Genomic DNA, 18,265 nt, shown 5'->3' with positions numbered 1-18,265 from the left:
CACGCGCGGGCCCCAACTAGTGTGCCGCTCAGGCGCGGTGCGGCAAGTGGCCCACCGGCATTGCGGCGCGGGCGGCCGGTGCGACAGTGGGGGGTGTAAGGCTGCAACACCGCCGACGTCCGCTGTTCATTCATCGGCTGGACAGCAGGGGGTGATGGAACCGTGGCAGGTCCGGAAGCAGGCGCGCTTTCAGCGCGTGCCCGCGCTCTCGCGGTGCTGCGGATCCGGAGCACCGCACTCGCGGTCGCGCTTCTCCCGGCGGCGGTCGCCGCCGTGCTGCTGGTCGGCGGCGCCACGGGGCGGCTCGGCGGCTCCCATGGCGAGAGCTGGACCGCCGTCCGCTGGGCGGTGGTCGGCGGGGCTGTGGTGGTTCTGCTGTTGGCGGCGGCCGTGGCGGCCGTGGTGGTGTGGGCCAGGCCGGCGCTCAGCCCCACCGTGCCCATCGCCGAGGAGACGGCCCCGGATCTCTACCGCCTCGTCCGTGACCTGGCCGATCGCCTGGAGGTGCCCGCGCCGTCCGCGATAGCGCTCACCCCGGACTGCGACAGCTGGCTGGAGGACCGTACGCATCGGGCACACGGCGCCAAGAGCAGCGGCGCCAGGAGCGGCGGTGGCGGCATGGGCAGCGCGCCCGCCGGCGCTCCGGTCGTGGGGAGAGCCGAGCGGCGGGCCCCGCAGGCCCCCGTGCTGGTCATCGGCTCGCCGTTCCTGTGGTGGATGCGGGTCCCCGAGCTGCGCGCCCTGCTCGCGCCCGTCGTCGCGGGCACCGGCCCCTCCGTACACCCCGACATAGCGGCCGCCCGCCGCTTCGTCCGCGGCCTGGACGCCGCTGTCGCCGTCGCCGCCGCCCGGGGAGTCGCCCCGGCCGCGGAAACCGGCCGTACGCGCCGTACGGCTCCGGTCGCGGCCCTCGGCGCGGCGCTCGGCCGGGCGGTCCGCCGCCCCGCCCTCGCCTTCCTCGGGTGGATCGCCCGGCTGCTGCTGCGCGGCTGCCGGGACCACGCGGCCGAGATGGAGCGGGCCGTCGCCGCGGCCGCCTCGGAGCGTGCCCAGGCCGTCGACTACGGCCTGCGGATCGTGGCCCAGGAGCAGGTCGGCCTCGCGTACGCGGGGTGGGACCGGCTGCTGACGCGGGTCGCGCTGCCCGCCTGGCGGATGGGCCGCTGGCCGTCCCGCCTGGACGCGGGCGTGGTCGCGGCCCTCACCGAGCTGTCCCGCCGCGACCGGCTGGCCGAGGGGTTCGCCTCCCGCCTCAGCGAGCGGCCCGCCTGCGACCTCCTGGAGGAGCCGGGGCTGATCGACGAGGCGACGTCGCTGCTGGCCGCCCGGCTGTTCCACGGTGGCCCGAGCGAGCCGGGCCCGGACTGGTCCCCGGTCGACTGGGGCGAGTATCCGGAGGAGGTCGTGGACCGCAAATGGCGCGTGGAGGCCGCCCGCCTGCACCGCGTCCTCGACGAGCAGGCCCGCTCCGGCCCCGCGGCGCCCGAGGAGGGAGAGCCGGGCCCCGGGCCCGAGCCCGCCGCGCCCACCCTCGCCCGGGTCATGGACCGGCTGACCGCCGCCCCCGACCTCGCCCCGACCGGGCGGCTCGGCGAGGAGGTCGCCACCTGGCTCAGCGTGGAGCTGGCCCGCGAGGAGGCCGTCCGCCAGGCGGCCACCCGGGCACCCGGCCAGGCGGCCGCCACCCGCGCGGGGGAGGGGCCGGGGTCCGGCGGCGACCCGTGGATCGACGGCTTCGTGCCGCTCTTCCCGCTACAGCCGCCCCGTACCGGCCGGGAGCTGCTGGCCGACCACGTCACGGCCATGGTGTGCTGCGCCGCCATAGACACCGCGGGCGCCGCGCCGGGGCTCGACTGGCTCGACGGGCCCGCGCTGCTGTTCGGCGGGCAGCGGCGGGCGGATCTGGCGCACCCCGTGCTGAGCCTGGTCGAGGACGGGGACGCAGAGCCGCTGCGCGCCTGGCTCGGCGAGGTGGGCGTACGGCCGGAGAAGCCGGTCCGGCTGGTCTGACGCCGGTCCGGCTGGTCCGACACCGGCGTCCGGCCGGTCTGAAGCCGGTCCGGCCGGTCCGACACCGGGTGTCGCCTGAATGCCTCAGCGCGGTAAATCAAGGGCCGACCGGATGAAACCCGGGCGTGAACGCTCCGGGTCTGGGTTCGGCAAAGGTCGCGACGATCAGTGACGGCTTGGGTGCGTAATGTGATGTGCTGGGGGTGGTGGCGAGGAGCCACCAGGGGAGGCAGGGAGGGGAGCCAGTCGTGGACGACGCCACGGAACCGATCCGGCGCTGGGAGTCGGGAGCCCTCGCACACGCGGTGACGGACCCTTTCGGCCAGGGCCCGCTGCCCTGGCTGCGGGGCAGGCAGACCTACTTCAGCGAGACGGGCCGCCTGGTGCCGTGGTACGTGGACCACGGCCCGGCCTCGGGCGCCACCGGCGCCACCGGCCCCGGCCATATCCCCTCCCCCCGGACCGCCGACGACGTACACCGCCAGATCAAGGGCTTCACCTCCGCCTCCGCCGCCGCCCCCGGCGAGGCCATCGACTTCCGGGTCACCGTCGACCCGCCCCAGCAGTTCAGCGTGGACGTCTACCGCATCGGCCACTACGGCGGCGACGGCGCCGCCAAGATGACCAGCAGCCCGCGGCTGGCCGGCATCGTCCAGCCGCCCCCGCTCGCCGCCGACCGCACCGTCTCCTGCCACCACTGGTGGCTGTCCTGGCGGCTCCAGATCCCCTCGTACTGGAACTCCGGCGCGTATGTCGCCGTGCTGACCACCGCCGACGGCTACCGCAACCACATCCCGTTCACCGTCCGCGACACCCACCCCGCCGATCTCCTCCTCGTCCTCCCGGACATCACCTGGCAGGCCTACAACCTCTACCCGGAGGACGGCCGGACCGGCGCCAGCCTCTACCACGCGTGGGACGAGCACGGCCGGCTGCTCGGCGAGTCGCGGGCGGCGGTCACGGTCTCCTTCGACCGGCCGTACGCGGGCGCCGGGCTGCCGCTGCACGTGGGCCACGCGTACGACTTCATCCGCTGGGCCGAGCGGATGGGCTACGACCTCGCGTACGCCGAGACCCGCGATCTGCACGCGGGCCGCATCGACCCGAGCCGCTACCGCGGCCTGGTCTTCCCCGGCCATGACGAGTACTGGTCGGCCCCGCTGCGGCGCACCGTCGAGGCGGCCCGCGACGGCGGCACCTCGCTGGTCTTCCTCTCCGCCAACACCATGTACTGGCAGGTCGGCCTCGTACCGTCGCCCTCCGGCCCGGACCGCCTGCTGACCTGCCACAAGCGCCGCGGCCCCGGCCGCTCCGCGCTGTGGCGGGAGACGGCGCCCGAGCAGCAGCTGCTGGGCATCCAGTACGCGGGCCCGGTGTCCGAGCCGACCCCGCTGATCGTGCGGAACACGAGCCACTGGCTGTGGGAGGCGACCGGCGCGGACGAGGGCGACGAGCTGCCCGGCCTGGTCGCGGGCGAGGCCGACCGCTACTTCCCGCGCACCTGCCTGCCCGCGCACCTGCGCCGGATCCTGCTCGCCCACTCCCCGTACCGGGACGCCCAGGGGGTCAGCCGGCATCAGGACACCTCGCTGTACCGCGCGCCCAGCGGAGCCCTGGTCTTCGCCTCCGGCACCTTCGCGTGGACCCCGGCGCTGGACCGGCCCGGCCACACCGACGTGCGGGTGCAGCGGGCCACCGCCAACCTCCTGGACCGCATCTGCAAACGGGGCTGAAGGCGCAGGCCACGCCGGGTGTGCCCCACGTCGGCCGCGGGGTGGGGCGTGGGGCAGAATCGTGGGGCTTGGACAAACCCACCAGGAGGAACCGTGTCCGGATTCGTGGAGAAGCCCGAGCCGGTGGAGGTGCCGGGCCTTGTGCATCTGCACACAGGCAAGGTGCGCGACCTCTACCGGAACGAGAAGGGCGACCTCGTCATGGTCGCCAGCGACCGGATGTCCGCGTACGACTGGGTGCTGCCGACCGAGATCCCCGACAAGGGCAGGGTCCTCACCCAGCTCTCCCTGTGGTGGTTCGACCAGCTGATCGACGTCGTGCCGCACCACGTCCTGTCCACCGAGGTGCCCGAGGGCGCCCCCGCCGACTGGGCGGGCCGCACGCTGGTGTGCCGGTCGCTGAGCATGCTCCCGGTGGAGTGCGTGGCCCGCGGCTATCTGACCGGCTCGGGCCTGGCCGAGTACCGGGAGAGCCGCACGGTCTGCGGGATCGCCCTGCCCGAGGGGCTGGCCGACGGCTCCGAGCTGCCCTCCCCGATCTTCACCCCGGCCACCAAGGCCGAGGTCGGCGAGCACGACGAGAACGTGCCGTACGAGGAGGTGGCCCGCCGGGTCGGCGCCGAGACCGCCGCGCATCTGCGCCAGGCCACGCTCGCGGTCTACAACCGGGGCCGCGACATCGCGCGCGATCGGGGCATCATCCTCGCCGACACCAAGTTCGAGTTCGGTTATGCGGATGCCGAGGGGGGCGGGGACGAGCAGCAGCTGGTCCTCGCCGACGAGGTGCTGACCCCCGACTCCTCCCGCTTCTGGCCCGCCGACCAGTGGCAGCCGGGGCGCCCGCAGCCCTCGTTCGACAAGCAGTTCGTCCGCGACTGGCTGGCCTCCCCGGCCTCCGGCTGGGACCGCCACGGCGAGCAGCCGCCGCCCCCGCTGCCGGAGGAGATCGTGGAGCGGACGCGGGCGAAGTACGTGGAGGCGTACGAGCGGCTGACCGGCACCCGCTGGTCCTGACAACGGCGAAGGCCCTGGCCGATATGGCCAGGGCCTTCTTCAACAGAGCGGACGACGAGGCTCGAACTCGCGACCTCAACCTTGGCAAGGTTGCGCTCTACCAACTGAGCTACGTCCGCATGCGCCGGTCTCTTCCGTCCGGATTCGGGATGGATTCCGTCCGACGCGCCTCCACTATAACCAAACCCGCGACGGGGGAACTACCTCGTTCCCCACGCGGGCCCGGTTCCCGCCATCAGGCGACGTCGTACGGCCGGAACTGGACGCTGATCCGCGGCCCCGCGGCCCGGGTGCTCTTGGGGATCGCATGCTCCCAGGTCCGCTGGCAGGAGCCGCCCATCACGATCAGATCGCCGTGCCCGAGCGGCTGCCGCACGGTGGCCCCGCCGCGGCGCGGGCGCAGCACGAGATCGCGCGGCACGCCCACGGACAGGATCGCGACCATGGTGTCCTCGCGTGCGCCCCGGCCGATCCGGTCGCCGTGCCAGGCCACGCTGTCCCGGCCGTCCCGGTAGTAGCAGAGCCCGGCCGTGGTGAACGGTTCCCCCAGCTCGGCGGCGTAGTGCACGGAGAGCGCGGTCCGCGCCTCGTCCAGGACGGGGTGCGGCAGCGGGTCGTCGGCGCCGTAGAAGGCGAGCAGCCGCGGCACGTCCACGACCTGGTCGTACATATGCCGCCGCTCCGCCCGCCAGGGCACCTCGTCGGCGAGGCGCGCGAACAGGGCGTCGGCCCCGCTCAGCCACCCGGGCAGCAGATCGATCCAGGCCCCGTCGCCGAGCACCGTCCTGTGAATATCGCCCAGCGGGCCGAGACGGATGTCGTCGGCCTGGTCGAAGAGCGAGCCCTGGAGGTACGGGAGCATGCGTCAAGGGTAACCGGCTAACCGAATATCTGTGCGATTTGATCGTTCGGGGGATCTGGGCTCAGATCCAGCCGCGCTCGCGCGCCATCCGGGCCGCCGCGTGGCGGTTCTCGGCCGGGATCTTGGACGCGGCCGAGGACAGGTAGTTACGGACCGTCCCCTGCGACAGCGCGGCCCGCTGGGCGATCTCCGCGATGGACGCGCCGTCCGCCGCCAGCTCCAGCAGCTCCGCCTCCCGCGCGGTCAGCGGGGAGTCGCCCGCGCTGATCGCGTCGGCCGCCAGATCGGGGTCGATATAGCGGTTGCCGCCGTGGACGGTGCGGATGATCTCGGCGAGGCGCTGCGCCGACGCGGTCTTGGGCAGGAAGCCCCGTACCCCGGCCTCCAGCGCCCGCTTGAGGTGGCCCGGGCGGCCGTGGCTGGTCACGATCATGGACCGGCAGCCGGGCAGCTCGGATCGCAGGGAGGCGGCCACCGACACCCCGTCCGCCCCCGGCATCTGCAGATCCAGCACCGCCACGTCGGGCCGGTGCGCCCGGGCCATCGCCAGCGCCTCGGGCCCGGACGCGGCCTCCGCGACCACCAGCAGATCCTCTTCGAGGGACAGCAGGGCGGCCAGGGCGCCCCGGATCAGATGCTCATCGTCCGCGAGCAGCACCCGGATCGCGGATGTCCCGCTCATACGCCGCCCCTCTCGCCGCGCTCCACCAGCGGGAGTTCGGCCCGCAGCCGGTACGTCCCGCCCTCCCCGGGGCCGGACCACAGCGTGCCGCCCAACGGCACCAGCCGCTCCCGCAGCCCCTTGAGCCCGTTGCCCGAGGTACCGGACACGCGCGGCCCGGCCTCCGACACCCCGTCATTCTCCATGACCAGCACCGCCGTACGGGCCCCGTCCGCCGCCCGCCCCATCCGGACCCGTACCGTGCACCGGGCCGCCTCCGCGTGGCGCAGGACGTTGGTCGTGCCCTCGCGCACCACCCACCCCAGCGCCGACCGCACCGCCGCCGGCAGCTCCGCGCCCTCGCCTTCGTCCGGGATCCGGTAGTCGACGCGGCAGTCGACCCGGGCCGCCCGCAGCACCGACCGCGCTCCGGCCAGCTCCACCTGTAGATCCGCCTCCCGATAGCCGCGCACCACGTCCCGGATCTCGCGCTGCGACTCCTGCGCGATCCGCTGCACCTCCACCATCTGCTCGGCGGCCTCCGGCCGCCCGCGCCGCGCCAGGTGGACCGCGAGCTCGCTCTTGAGCGCGATCACCGCGAGGTTCCGGCCCATCACATCGTGCAGATCGCGGCCGAATCGCAGCCGCTCCTCCGCCACCGCGAGCCGCGCCTGCACCTCGCGGCTCGCGTCCAGCTCCCACATCACCACCAGCACCCAGGTCGAGCTGCGGACCGAGAACAGGGACAGGGAGGCCATGAGGAACACCGCGGCGACGGACGCCACCGACATGAAGGAATCCACCCCCAAGGCGGCCGTCGCCCCGAACAGCGCGGCGCCGAGCCCCGCGTGTACCAGCGTGAAGGCGCGGATGGACAGCAGCAGGGACCACGCGATGGAGAACGGCAGCGTGCTCAGCGTCGCCGCCGTGACGACCGCCGTCCGGTCCCGCGGCTGATCGGCCAGGGTCAGGAGTGCCACCACGACGCCCAGCCCGGCGACCATCAGCACCGCGGCGAGCGCCATCAGCCCCCGTGGCACCGCACGCTCGCGCAGCCGGTGGTCGAGCCCCCGCCGCAGCAGGGGAAGTGACAGCGCGCACTGGGCCACTACCAGGGCGAGTTGCGTCCAGGCCAGCCCGTTCGCCGGCGGGTCCAGCCGCAGCCTGTGGGGCACCGGACCCGCCATGACGACGATCATGATCCAGGGCAGCGCGTACAGCGTCCACCGTGTGAACAGCTCCACGCGCACCTGCCGGCTGCGCCGCCGCCATCGGCGTATCACCAACCCCGCCCCCTCGTCCCCATGCCCCTGACGTCGCGGATCCACCGCAACCCGAGATCTGTCAGCGCCGCGGCTCCCACGGGAACCGCCGGCGCACGGTCCACCCTGCCAGGGCCGTCCAGGCCGCCGCCGTGACCAGGGCCGTCAGCACCTCGCCCACGCCCATCCCGCCCGTCCACCCGGCCCGTACGAGGTCGATCACCCGGGTCAGCGGCGCCCACTCGCACACCGCCGCCACCCGGTCCGGCATGACGTCGAGCGGTACGAACAGCCCCGAGGCCAGCATCGACACCAGCATCACCGGCATAGGCGTCAGCTGCGCCGACTCCGCGGTCTTGGTGAAGGCCGCGGTCGCGGCGGCCAGCGCGGCCATCAGGACCAGACCGGCCGCCACCCCGAGCACCGCCAGATGCGGCGCCTTCGGCACCGGCGCGTCCAGGGCCGGGCCCACCGCGGCGACCATCAGCACGCACTGCACCAGCCCCATCAGCACGGCGGGGAGCGCCGCCCCGGCGAGGATCTCCGGGTCGGTCGGCTCGCCGGCGCGCAGCCGCTTGAGGACCAGTTCCTCGCGCCGGATGACATAGACGCCGACGAGGTTCATATAGACGGCGAGGACCAGCGCCAGGCCGATCGAGCCGGGGAGGACCAGCGTGGCTAGGGACAGACCGGCCTTGTCGAGGTCGATGTCGCTGGTGAAGGTGGTCATGCTGAGGGTGAGCGAGCCGGGCAGCAGCAGGGCGTAGGTCAGCGCGGCCTTGTTCCGTACCAGCAGCGTCAGTTCAGCCCGGGCGAGCGAGGTGATGCGGGCGCGCGCGGTCGTGGTGCCGACGGTGTGGGTCGCGGTCCTCATGGTGTTCGTGGTGGTCATCGGGCGTTCCCCTCCGCCGTTTCCGTCTTCTCCAGGCCCTGGGCGATATGCAGAAACGCCTCCTCCAGCGACGCCGACCGGGCGTCCAGCCCGCCGAGTTCGAGCCCCTTGTCCCGCGCCCACACCAGCACCTCGGTCGCCGTGCGCTGAAGGTCCCGGGTGCGCAGCCGTACCGTCCGCCCGTCCGACTCGCGTTCGGCGGCGCCGAGTTGGGCGAGCGAGGGCAGGTCGGCGGGGGAGAGGGCGGCCGGGAGCGCGAAGGAGAGCTGCGAGGGCCGCTCGGCCACGATGTCCGCGACCCGCCCGGAGGCGGCGATCCGCCCCTCGTGCATGATCGCGAGCCGGTCGGCCAGCGACTCGGCCTCCTCCAGATAGTGCGTGGTCAGCAGCACCGTGGTGCCCTGGTCCCGCAGGGCGCGCACCAGCTCCCAGGTCTCGCGCCGCCCCTCCGCGTCGAGGCCGGTCGTCGGCTCGTCGAGGAAGAGCACCTCCGGGCGGCCGAGCAGGGCGAGCGCCAGGTCCAGGCGGCGGCGCTCCCCGCCGGAGAGCATCTTGACCCGTACGTCCCGGCGCCGGGCAAGGCCCACCAGCTCCAGGGCCTCGCCGACGGGCCGTGCCCCGCTGGTGCACCCGGCCCACAGCCGTACGGTCTCGCTCACGGTCAGCTCGGACGGAAAGCCCCCCTCCTGGAGCATCACCCCGATCCGCGGCCGGACCTCGGCCCGCTCGCGGTACGGGTCGTGGCCCAGCACCCGCACCCGGCCGCCGGTCGGGGCGGCCAGGCCTTCCAGCAGTTCGACGGTGGAGGTCTTCCCGGCGCCGTTCGTGCCCAGCAGCGCGAACAGCTCGCCGTACTCCACCGAGAAGGAGACGCCGCGCACGGCCTCGAAGCCCTGGGCTGAGGAAGGGCCGGGTGTGCGCCCGTACCTGCGCCGAAGTTCTGTGACGTCTATCGCGCTGTCGCCCAGCGCACTGTCCCCGAGATCCATGTCTTCAGGTTTCCGGCGGCCCCGGGGCGCGGGTAGTGCGGGCTGTCATGGGCCCGGATGACAAATGTCAGCAGGAGCGAGAGTCCACAAGACCATAAAAGCCCTGAGGCGCCGGTCGATTCGACCGGCGCCTCAGGGCCATGGAGCGGACGACGAGATTCGAACTCGCGACCCTCACCTTGGCAAGGTGATGCTCTACCAACTGAGCCACGTCCGCATGCATCCGACTGGCTTTCACCAATCGGCGCGACCATCACTCTACCCCATCCACCGAAGTGGTCGAGGCGAAGATGAGAGCGGGTGACAGGGATCGCACACTGCGCCTCCCCCTTGGAAAGGGGGCGCTCTACTACTGAGCTACACCCGCGTGGCATCCGATCGACCCTGGCCGATCGGCGTGTCCATCACCCTACCCGATCCACCGGAGTGGTTCGGCAGGGGGATGAGAGCGGGTGACAGGGATTGCACACTGCGCCTCCCTCTTGGAAAGAGGGCGCTCTACTACTGAGCTACACCCGCGCGTTCCTCGGGGTTTGCCTTCCGGCCTCGCCCCTCGGCGTGATCCAGACTCTAGCGGATCACCTGGGTGGGTGTGCAACTCGGCGATGAGGGGGGCTCAGTTCGACGCGTTGAACGCCTCGTAGACCTTCTTGGGGATCCGGCCGCGCGGCGGGACCTCCATGCCGTGCGACCGCGCCCAGGCGCGGACCGCGGCCGGGTCGGGGGCGACGGAGGTGCGGCGGTAGGCCTTGCCGGAGCGGGACCGCTTGCGGCCCGCTTCCACGTAGGGCTCGAGAAGGCCGCGGAGTTTCTCCGCATTGGCAGCGTTGAGGTCGATCTCGTACGCCTTGCCGTCAAGTCCGAACGAGACCGTCTCCGCCGCCTGACCGCCTTCGATGTCGTCGGAGAGCGTGACTACTACGCGCTGCGCCACGGGATATCGGTCCTTTCGGGCTGCATCGATGCGTTGACGTGCAAAGATGGCAGCTGTCCTGTTGTTAGTGAACAATGCCTTTTCATTTGTACAGCGGCAGGCATTACATTGTGAAGCCCCACTAATTTTGTCCGCGTGTCACGCCGCAATCGGGACCATACGTTTTTCCTGGAACTTTCCCCAGTGGATGCCGCCGCCGATGCTTAAACGTGACGCAAGGCCAGCCTTATCTACTCGCGTAGACTTTTCTGCGGGGTAGGCTTGGCTCACCGCCTTACGCACCAGCACCACACCACCGGGAGTGCCAGTGGCACGCGTCGTAGTCGACGTCATGCTCAAGCCGGAGATCCTCGACCCTCAGGGACAGGCGGTGCAGCGCGCGCTGCCCCGTCTCGGTTTCGAGGGGATCGCCGACGTCCGTCAGGGCAAGCGCTTTGAACTCGAGGTGGAGGGCCCGGTCGACGACGCCGCCCTCGCCCGTATCCGCGAGATCGCGGAGACCTTTCTCGCCAACACCGTGATCGAGGACTTCACCGTGCGGATCGAGGCCGACCAGGCCGCCGACTCCGCCCTCGCCGCGAAGGCGGAGTCGTGACCGTACGCGTCGGAGTCGTCACCTTCCCCGGCACGCTCGATGACCGCGACACCCAGCGCGCGGTCCGCGTCGCCGGGCTGGAGGCCGTGCCGCTGTGGCACCGCGACAAGGACCTCAAGCAGGTCGACGCGGTCGTGCTGCCCGGGGGCTTCTCGTATGGCGACTATCTGCGGGCCGGAGCGATCTCCCGCTTCTCCCCGGTAATGGAGTCGGTGATCGAGCAGGCGAAGGCGGGCATGCCCGTGCTTGGCATCTGCAATGGCTTCCAGGTTCTCACCGAGACTCATCTGCTGCCCGGTGCGATGCTGCGGAACAACCATCTGCACTTCATCTGTCGTGATCAAAAGTTGCGAGTGGAAAACGCCGAGACCGCCTGGACCCGCTCCTACGAGCAGGGTCAGGAGATCAACATCCCGCTCAAGAACATCGACGGCCGCTATGTGGCCGACGAGCGGGTTCTGGATGAACTAGAAGCCGAGGGCCGCGTCGTCTTCCGTTACAGAGGCGGGGGGCTTGGGGGGTACCCCCCCAAAGAGCGCAGCAATCCCAATGGCTCGCTGCGCGACATCGCCGGTATCACCAACGAGGCGGGCAATGTCGTCGGCCTCATGCCGCACCCCGAGCATGCCGTCGAGCCGCTGATCGGCACCGGCCGTACCGACGGGCTCGGATTCTTCACCTCGATCCTCAAGAGGCTGGTCGACGCATGACCCTCGATACCGTCAAGCACGCCGCGCAGACCCCGGACGTCCAGCAGCCCTGGGCCGAGCTCGGCCTCAAGCAGGACGAGTACGAGCGCATCCGCGCCATCCTCGGCCGCCGCCCGACCGGCGCCGAGCTCGCCATGTACTCCGTCATGTGGTCCGAGCACTGCTCGTACAAGTCGAGCAAGGTCCATCTGCGGCAGTTCGGCGACAAGGCTCCGGCCTCCGACGCGCTGCTCGTCGGCATCGGCGAGAACGCGGGCGTGGTCGACGTCGGCCAGGGCTACGCGGTCACTTTCAAGGTCGAGTCGCACAACCACCCCTCCTACATCGAGCCGTACCAGGGCGCGGCCACCGGCGTGGGCGGCATCGTCCGCGACATCCTCGCCATGGGCGCCCGCCCGGTCGCCGTGATGGACCCGCTGCGGTTCGGCGCGGCCGACCACCCCGACACCAAGCGGGTGCTGCCCGGCGTGGTCGCTGGCATCGGCGGCTACGGCAACTGCCTGGGTCTGCCCAACATCGGCGGCGAGGTCGTCTTCGACCCCTGCTACCAGGGCAACCCGCTGGTCAACGCGCTCTGCGTGGGTGTCATGAAGCACGAGGACATCCACCTCGCCAAGGCCTCGGGCACGGGCAACAAGGTCATCCTCTACGGCGCCCGCACCGGCGGCGACGGCATCGGCGGCGTGTCCGTGCTGGCCTCCGAGACGTTCGACGACACAAAGCCCACGAAGCGCCCCGCCGTCCAGGTCGGCGACCCCTTCCAGGAGAAGCTGCTCATCGAGTGCACCCTGGAGATCTTCAAGGAGAACCTGGTCGCCGGCATCCAGGACCTCGGCGGCGCCGGGCTCTCCTGCGCCACCAGCGAGCTGGCCTCGGCCGGCTCCGGCGGCATGCGGGTCGAGCTGGACACCGTGCCGCTGCGCGACGCGACCCTCTCGCCCGAGGAGATCCTCATGAGCGAGTCGCAGGAACGCATGTGCGCGATCGTCGAGCCCGACAAGGTCGACCGCTTCCTGGAGATCTGCGAGAAGTGGGACGTCATCGCCACCGTCATCGGTGAGGTCACCGAGGGCGAGCGGCTGGAGATCTTCTGGCACGGCGAGCAGATCGTCGACGTCCCGCCGCGCACGGTGGCCCACGAGGGCCCGGTGTACGAGCGCCCGTACGCCCGCCCGGAGTGGCAGGACGCCCTCCAGGCCGACGACGCGGGCAAGCTGCCGCGCCCGGCGACCCCCGCCGAGCTGCGCGAGCAGGTCCTCAAGGTGGTCTCCGCCCCGAACCAGGCGTCCAAGTCCTGGATCACCGACCAGTACGACCGCTTCGTCCAGGGCAACACGGTCCTCGCCCAGCCCGAGGACTCCGGCATGGTCCGCGTCGACGCGGAGACCGGCCTCGGCGTCGCGGTCGCCACGGACGGCAACGGCCGCTACGCCAAGCTCGACCCGTACGCGGGCGCACAGCTCGCGCTGGCCGAGGCGTACCGCAATGTCGCGGCCTCCGGTGCCAAGCCGCTGGCGATCTCCGACTGCCTGAACTTCGGCTCGCCCGAGGACCCGGCGGTCATGTGGCAGTTCGCCGAGGCCACCCGTGGCCTGGCCGACGGCTGTCTGACCCTGGGCACCCCGGTCACCGGCGGCAATGTCTCCCTCTACAACCAGACCGGGGACGTGGCCATCCACCCGACGCCGGTGGTCGCCGTCCTCGGCGTGATCGACGATGTGGCGCGCCGCACCCCGATCGGCTTCGCGGACGAGGGCCATCTGCTGTACCTGCTCGGCGACACCGAGGAGGAGTTCGGCGGCTCGGCCTGGTCGCAGACCGTCCATGACCACCTCGGCGGGCTGCCGCCGCGGGTGGACCTGGAGCGCGAGCGGCTGCTCGGCGAGATACTGATCTCGGCCTCGCGCGACGGCATGGTCGACGCGGCACACGACCTGTCCGACGGCGGTCTGATCCAGGCCCTCGTCGAGTCGTGCCTGCGCGGCGGCAAGGGCGCCCGGATCGTGGTGCCCGATGGCCTCGACCCGTTCGTCTTCCTGCTGTCGGAGTCGGCGGGCCGGGCCGTGGTGGCCGTTCCGCGCAGCGAGGAAGTCCGCTTCAACGACATGTGCGGGGCGCGGGGGCTTCCGGCGGCCCGGATCGGTGTGGTGGACGGGGACGCGATCGACGTCCAGGGCCAGTTCTCCGTGCCGCTGGCGGAGCTCAAGGAGGCTCACGAGGCGACGATCCCGGGCCTGCTCGCCTGAGACCTGAAACTCGCCTGAGACCTGAAAACCTGAGACATGAAATAAGCCCCGTTCCCTGCCGTCACACAGGGAGCGGGGCCGTCTCGTGGGGCCGTCTCGTTGGGTCGAGGGGTGTCCGGTCAGCGCCAGAACGCGTTCGAGGCGTCAATGTCCTCGTGGCACTCGTCGATGTCGCTGATCTTCCCGCCGACGATCGTGAAGAACAGGCCTTCCTTCATGTCGAGGCCGCGGTCGTCGCGCGCCGCGCGGCAGCGGTGGACGGAGATCACGTGGCCGCGCCCGTCGGCCGTCAGCGTCTCGAGTTCGACGCGCAGGGTGCCGCTGGTGACGTCGTATTGCCGGCGGTACAGCTGGACGCAGGCCTCGCGGCCCTTGTGGTGGCCGGATATGGAGCTGTCGCCGGGAATGTGGTGGGTCACATCGGCGGTCAGCAGCCCGGCCAGGGTGTCCATGTCGCCGCGTGTGAACGCTTCGTAGCCGCGGCGGACCAGGGCGCAATCCGGGTGCTCAGCCATGGCGTTTCACGCCTTTCGTGCTGATTTCTCTCACCTTCTCTTCCATCCTCTGCCGCCGCCCCCGGGCTGTCCATCCCCTGGATAGGCTCGGCCGCATGCCTCCCCGCGCCCGCGCCCGTACCTATGACCTGGCCAAGACGCGCGCCGCCGTGGCCGCGCAGTTCGAGCACGTACGGGACGCGGTGCGCGGCCTGGACGAGGCGCGGCTGGGCGCGCCGACCCGGCTCGGGGGCTGGACGGTCCGCGAGCTGGTGGCGCATCTGTCGATGGCGGTGGGGGCGGTCGTCCGCCACCTCGAGCAGCCCGCGCCGCCCGCGCGCGAGGTCACCGTCACCGGCTGGGTGGCCGCGATGGCGGCGCGCGCCGGGGACATCGACGACGACACCCGCGCGCTGGCGGCGAGCGCCGAGCCGGCCGAGCTGCTGGACCGCGCCGCCGCGCGCTTCGCCGAGCTCGTGCCCGAGGCCCCCGGCGACCGGCTCCTGGCCGCCCGGGTGGGGGCGATGCGGCTCGACGACTTCCTCGTCACGCGCTGTGTCGAGCTGGTCGTCCACACCGACGACCTGGCGGACGCGCTGGGGGCCTCCCTCCTGTACGACCGCCAGGCCCTGGCCGCCGCCACGCGCCTGCTCGCCGACGCGCTCGCGGCGAAGGCGCCCGGGGGCTCGGTCGAGGTCCGCGTCCCGCCGTACGCGGTCGTGCAGTGCGTCGAGGGCCCGCGGCACACCCGCGGCACGCCCCCGAACGTCGTCGAGACGGCCCCGCTGACCTGGATCCGGCTCGCCACGGGCCGGCTGGACTGGCACCAGGCGGTCGAGGTGGCCGACGTCACAGCCAGCGGCGAGCGGGCGGACCTCGCGCCGTACCTGCCGCTCCTGGGCTGACGGGGCGGCGTCCCAGAGCGTCGCGGGGCCTTCCGGAAGGCCTTCCGGGAATGTGACTTACGCCCCCCTCGCGGTCCCTCGTTCGGAGGTGCTCCGGAACTGGCCTAGACTCGATCCCGTGCCACGTGGTGACGGACGACTCAGCCACGACCTGCTCCCCGGCGAGAAGGGCCCCCAAGACGCCTGTGGCGTCTTCGGAGTCTGGGCTCCGGGCGAAGAGGTCGCCAAACTCACCTATTTCGGGCTGTACGCACTGCAGCACCGCGGACAGGAGTCCGCGGGCATCGCGGTGAGCAACGGCTCCCAGATCCTGGTCTTCAAGGACATGGGCCTGGTCTCCCAGGTCTTCGACGAAACCTCTCTCGGCTCTCTCCAGGGCCACATCGCGGTCGGTCACGCCCGCTACTCCACCACCGGTGCCTCGGTGTGGGAGAACGCGCAGCCGACCTTCCGCGCGACCGCCCACGGCTCGATCGCGCTGGGCCACAACGGAAACCTGGTCAACACCGCCCAGCTCGCCGAGATGGTCGCGGCGCTGCCCCGGGGCAACGGACGCGCCACCCAGGTCGCCGCGACCAACGACACCGACCTGGTCACCGCCCTGCTCGCGGGGCAGGTCGACAAGGACGGCAAGGCGCTGACCGTCGAGCAGGCGGCTCCGATCGTGCTGCCCGAAGTCAAGGGCGCTTTCAGCCTTGTCTTCATGGACGAGAAGACGCTCTACGCGGCCCGTGACCCGCAGGGCGTCCGCCCACTGGTCCTCGGCCGCCTGGAGCGCGGCTGGGTGGTGGCCTCCGAGACCGCCGCCCTGGACATCGTCGGCGCGTCGTTCATCCGGGAGATCGAGCCCGGCGAGCTGGTCGCGATCGACGAGAACGGGCTGCGTTCGACGATCTTCGCCGAGCCGCGCCCCAAGGGCTGCGTCTTCGAGTACGTCTATCTGGCCCGCCCGGACACCGACATCGCCGGCCGGAACGTCTACCTGTCCCGGGTGGAGATGGGCCGTCGGCTGGCCGCCGAGGCCCCGGCCGACGCGGACCTGGTGATAGCCACCCCGGAGTCCGGCACTCCGGCCGCCGTGGGCTACGCGGAGGCCAGCGGGATCCCGTACGGCTCGGGGCTGGTCAAGAACTCGTATGTGGGCCGGACCTTCATCCAGCCCTCGCAGACCATCCGCCAGTTGGGTATCCGGCTCAAGCTGAACCCGCTGAAGGAGGTCATCCGGGGCAAGCGCCTGGTGGTCGTCGACGACTCGATCGTCCGCGGCAACACCCAGCGCGCGCTCGTGCGGATGCTGCGCGAGGCCGGGGCGGCGGAGGTGCACATCCGCATCAGCAGCCCGCCCATCAAGTGGCCCTGCTTCTTCGGCATCGACTTCGCGACCCGCGCCGAGCTGATCGCCAACGGGCTGTCGGTCGAGGAGATCGGCAAGTCGCTGGGCGCGGACTCGCTCGCGTACATCTCCACGGACGCCATGATCGAGGCGACCACGATCGCCAAGCCGAACCTGTGCCGGGCCTGCTTCGATGGTGAGTACCCGATGGAGCTCCCGGACCCCGAGCTGCTCGGCAAGCACCTCCTGGAGGCCGAGACGCAGGCTCCGGTCCGCAGCGACGCGGACGGTGTCGCCACGCTGACCGCGGGCGTCGGCGGGGCGGACGCGCTGCGGCGTCCGTAGGCGGCCGATCGTCAGGCGGCCGGCCGTAGCGGGCCGGCCGTGGCGGATCGGCCGTACGAGTGCGCGCGGAGAGCGCCGAAGAGCCCCCTTTACATCACCACCACACGAAAGATCTCAACGTCATGTCTGAGCCTTCCCCGGGCGCGGCCGGGTCCACGTACGCGAGCGCGGGCGTCGACATCGAGGCGGGCGACCGCGCGGTCGAGCTGATGAAGGAGTGGGTGAAGAAGGCCACCCGGCCCGAGGTCGTGGGTGGCCTCGGCGGCTTCTCCGGGCTCTTCGACGCCTCCGCCCTCAAGCGCTACGAGCGGCCGCTGCTGGCCTCGGCCACCGACGGGGTCGGTACCAAGGTGGACCTCGCGCGCCGGATGGGGGTCTACGACACCATCGGCCGCGATCTGGTCGGCATGGTCGTGGACGACCTGGTGGTCTGCGGCGCCGAGCCGCTGTTCATGACCGACTACATTTGCGTCGGCAAGGTGTATCCGGAGCGGGTCGCCGCCATCGTCAAGGGCATCGCCGAGGGGTGTGCGCTGGCGGGCTGTGCGCTGGTGGGCGGCGAGACCGCCGAGCACCCGGGGCTGCTGGGCCCCGACGAGTTCGATGTGGCCGGCGCCGGCACGGGCGTGGTCGAGGCCGACCGGGTGCTGGGCGCGGATCGCATCCGGACGGGTGACGCCGTGATCGCCATGGAGTCGTCCGGACTTCACTCGAACGGGTACTCACTCGTCCGCCATGTGCTCTTCGAGCGGGCCGGCTGGTCGCTGGAACGGGAGGTTCCGGAGCTTGGCCGGACGCTGGGGGAGGAGCTGCTCGAGCCGACCCGGATCTACTCGCTGGACTGTCTGGCCCTCACCCGGACCACCGAGGTGCACGCCTTTTCGCACATCACCGGCGGCGGGCTCGCGAACAACCTCGCGCGGGTCGTCCCGGACGGGCTGCACGCGGTGGTCGACCGCGCCACCTGGACCCCGGGCCCGGTCTTCGGCCTGGTCGGGACGGTGGGCTCGGTCGAGCGGGCGGAGCTGGAGAAGACCCTGAACATGGGCGTGGGCATGATCGCCGTCGTGCCCGGGGAGTCGGTCGACGTGGCGCTGGCCACACTCGCGGACCGTGGCGTCGACGCCTGGGTCAGCGGCGAGATCGTCGAGCGGACCGCCGGGCACGACGGGGCCGTGTCCATGATCGGCGACTACGCGGGCTGATCGTGGCTTGGGCGGCTGCGGGGACAGCACAGAAGCCGGTCCGAGGCGGGTGCCCCGGACCGGCGGAGGTGCGGC

16 protein-coding genes and 4 tRNA genes are annotated in these 18,265 nt (G+C 71.9%); 9 read left to right on the top strand and 11 right to left on the bottom strand.

Features of this window, described 5'->3' with window-relative positions:
- The first annotated feature begins 213 nt into the window (after positions 1 to 213).
- From ACWY4P_RS24575 to ACWY4P_RS24565, 3 genes are all read left to right on the top strand, one after another.
- A complete protein-coding gene (locus tag ACWY4P_RS24575) occupies positions 214 to 2,010 on the top strand; it encodes a hypothetical protein (RefSeq protein ID WP_456212683.1) in 1,797 nt (598 codons plus the stop codon).
- Positions 2,011 to 2,258: 248 nt separating this feature from the next.
- The gene (locus ACWY4P_RS24570; protein ID WP_456212682.1) at positions 2,259 to 3,743 is read left to right on the top strand and encodes a N,N-dimethylformamidase beta subunit family domain-containing protein; all 1,485 of its coding nucleotides are present in this window, start codon (positions 2,259 to 2,261) and stop codon (positions 3,741 to 3,743) included.
- Between the two features lie 93 nt (positions 3,744 to 3,836).
- The gene (locus ACWY4P_RS24565; RefSeq protein ID WP_456212681.1) at positions 3,837 to 4,757 is read left to right on the top strand and encodes a phosphoribosylaminoimidazolesuccinocarboxamide synthase; all 921 of its coding nucleotides are present in this window, start codon (positions 3,837 to 3,839) and stop codon (positions 4,755 to 4,757) included.
- A gap of 46 nt (positions 4,758 to 4,803) precedes the next feature.
- Here ACWY4P_RS24565 and ACWY4P_RS24560 read toward each other — a convergent pair.
- The 10 genes from ACWY4P_RS24560 to ACWY4P_RS24515 form a co-directional block, all read right to left on the bottom strand.
- Positions 4,804 to 4,876: transfer RNA gene (locus ACWY4P_RS24560), tRNA-Gly, on the bottom strand.
- Positions 4,877 to 4,992: 116 nt separating this feature from the next.
- On the bottom strand, positions 4,993 to 5,619 hold the full coding sequence (locus ACWY4P_RS24555; RefSeq protein ID WP_456212680.1) for an alpha-ketoglutarate-dependent dioxygenase AlkB: 627 nt from the start codon (positions 5,617 to 5,619) through the stop codon (positions 4,993 to 4,995).
- A gap of 61 nt (positions 5,620 to 5,680) precedes the next feature.
- The gene (locus ACWY4P_RS24550; RefSeq protein ID WP_456212679.1) at positions 5,681 to 6,301 is read right to left on the bottom strand and encodes a response regulator; all 621 of its coding nucleotides are present in this window, start codon (positions 6,299 to 6,301) and stop codon (positions 5,681 to 5,683) included.
- A complete protein-coding gene (locus ACWY4P_RS24545; protein WP_456212678.1) occupies positions 6,298 to 7,524 on the bottom strand; it encodes a sensor histidine kinase in 1,227 nt (408 codons plus the stop codon). Before ACWY4P_RS24545 ends, ACWY4P_RS24550 begins: the two co-directional genes overlap by 4 nt.
- Before the next feature lie 100 nt (positions 7,525 to 7,624).
- The gene (locus tag ACWY4P_RS24540) at positions 7,625 to 8,434 is read right to left on the bottom strand and encodes an ABC transporter permease (RefSeq protein ID WP_456212677.1); all 810 of its coding nucleotides are present in this window, start codon (positions 8,432 to 8,434) and stop codon (positions 7,625 to 7,627) included.
- Positions 8,431 to 9,423: an ABC transporter ATP-binding protein gene (locus ACWY4P_RS24535; RefSeq protein ID WP_456212676.1), complete on the bottom strand. Its 993-nt coding sequence runs from the start codon at positions 9,421 to 9,423 to the stop codon at positions 8,431 to 8,433. Before ACWY4P_RS24535 ends, ACWY4P_RS24540 begins: the two co-directional genes overlap by 4 nt.
- A 141-nt stretch (positions 9,424 to 9,564) precedes the next feature.
- Positions 9,565 to 9,640, bottom strand: a tRNA-Gly gene (locus ACWY4P_RS24530).
- 78 nt (positions 9,641 to 9,718) lie between these two features.
- Positions 9,719 to 9,790, bottom strand: a tRNA-Gly gene (locus ACWY4P_RS24525).
- A gap of 80 nt (positions 9,791 to 9,870) precedes the next feature.
- A tRNA-Gly gene (locus tag ACWY4P_RS24520) sits at positions 9,871 to 9,942 on the bottom strand.
- A 97-nt stretch (positions 9,943 to 10,039) separates the two neighbouring features.
- A complete protein-coding gene (locus tag ACWY4P_RS24515) occupies positions 10,040 to 10,357 on the bottom strand; it encodes a histone-like nucleoid-structuring protein Lsr2 (RefSeq protein WP_456212675.1) in 318 nt (105 codons plus the stop codon).
- Positions 10,358 to 10,658: 301 nt separating this feature from the next.
- Here ACWY4P_RS24515 and purS point away from each other — a divergent pair, with 301 nt between their 5' ends.
- Genes purS through purL form a run of 3 tightly spaced genes read left to right on the top strand, consistent with a single transcriptional unit; the run spans position 10,659 to position 13,908 of the window.
- Positions 10,659 to 10,952, top strand: coding sequence for a phosphoribosylformylglycinamidine synthase subunit PurS (gene purS, locus ACWY4P_RS24510; RefSeq protein WP_456212674.1), 294 nt, complete (start codon positions 10,659 to 10,661; stop codon positions 10,950 to 10,952).
- Positions 10,949 to 11,662 (top strand): phosphoribosylformylglycinamidine synthase subunit PurQ, encoded by a 714-nt coding sequence (gene purQ / locus ACWY4P_RS24505; protein ID WP_456212673.1) that lies wholly within the window; start codon positions 10,949 to 10,951, stop codon positions 11,660 to 11,662. The genes purS and purQ overlap by 4 nt, the downstream gene beginning before the upstream one ends.
- The gene (gene purL / locus ACWY4P_RS24500; RefSeq protein ID WP_456212672.1) at positions 11,659 to 13,908 is read left to right on the top strand and encodes a phosphoribosylformylglycinamidine synthase subunit PurL; all 2,250 of its coding nucleotides are present in this window, start codon (positions 11,659 to 11,661) and stop codon (positions 13,906 to 13,908) included. Before purQ ends, purL begins: the two co-directional genes overlap by 4 nt.
- Before the next feature lie 119 nt (positions 13,909 to 14,027).
- Here purL and ACWY4P_RS24495 read toward each other — a convergent pair whose 3' ends face one another.
- Complete coding sequence (locus ACWY4P_RS24495) at positions 14,028 to 14,423, bottom strand: nuclear transport factor 2 family protein (RefSeq protein WP_456212671.1); 396 nt, start codon at positions 14,421 to 14,423, stop codon at positions 14,028 to 14,030.
- A 95-nt stretch (positions 14,424 to 14,518) separates the two neighbouring features.
- Between ACWY4P_RS24495 and ACWY4P_RS24490 the strand changes: the two genes are divergently transcribed.
- The 3 genes from ACWY4P_RS24490 to purM all read left to right on the top strand — a co-directional run bounded on the left by ACWY4P_RS24490 (position 14,519) and on the right by purM (position 18,190).
- Complete coding sequence (locus tag ACWY4P_RS24490) at positions 14,519 to 15,307, top strand: sterol carrier family protein (RefSeq protein ID WP_456212670.1); 789 nt, start codon at positions 14,519 to 14,521, stop codon at positions 15,305 to 15,307.
- A gap of 118 nt (positions 15,308 to 15,425) precedes the next feature.
- Positions 15,426 to 16,985, top strand: coding sequence for an amidophosphoribosyltransferase (gene purF, locus ACWY4P_RS24485; protein WP_456212669.1), 1,560 nt, complete (start codon positions 15,426 to 15,428; stop codon positions 16,983 to 16,985).
- Between the two features lie 122 nt (positions 16,986 to 17,107).
- Complete coding sequence (gene purM, locus ACWY4P_RS24480) at positions 17,108 to 18,190, top strand: phosphoribosylformylglycinamidine cyclo-ligase (RefSeq protein ID WP_456212668.1); 1,083 nt, start codon at positions 17,108 to 17,110, stop codon at positions 18,188 to 18,190.
- The last annotated feature ends 75 nt before the right edge of the window (positions 18,191 to 18,265 follow it).

The organism is Streptomyces sp. LZ34, from assembly GCF_053890475.1.
This window is presented reverse-complemented; position numbering and strand designations above follow the sequence as displayed.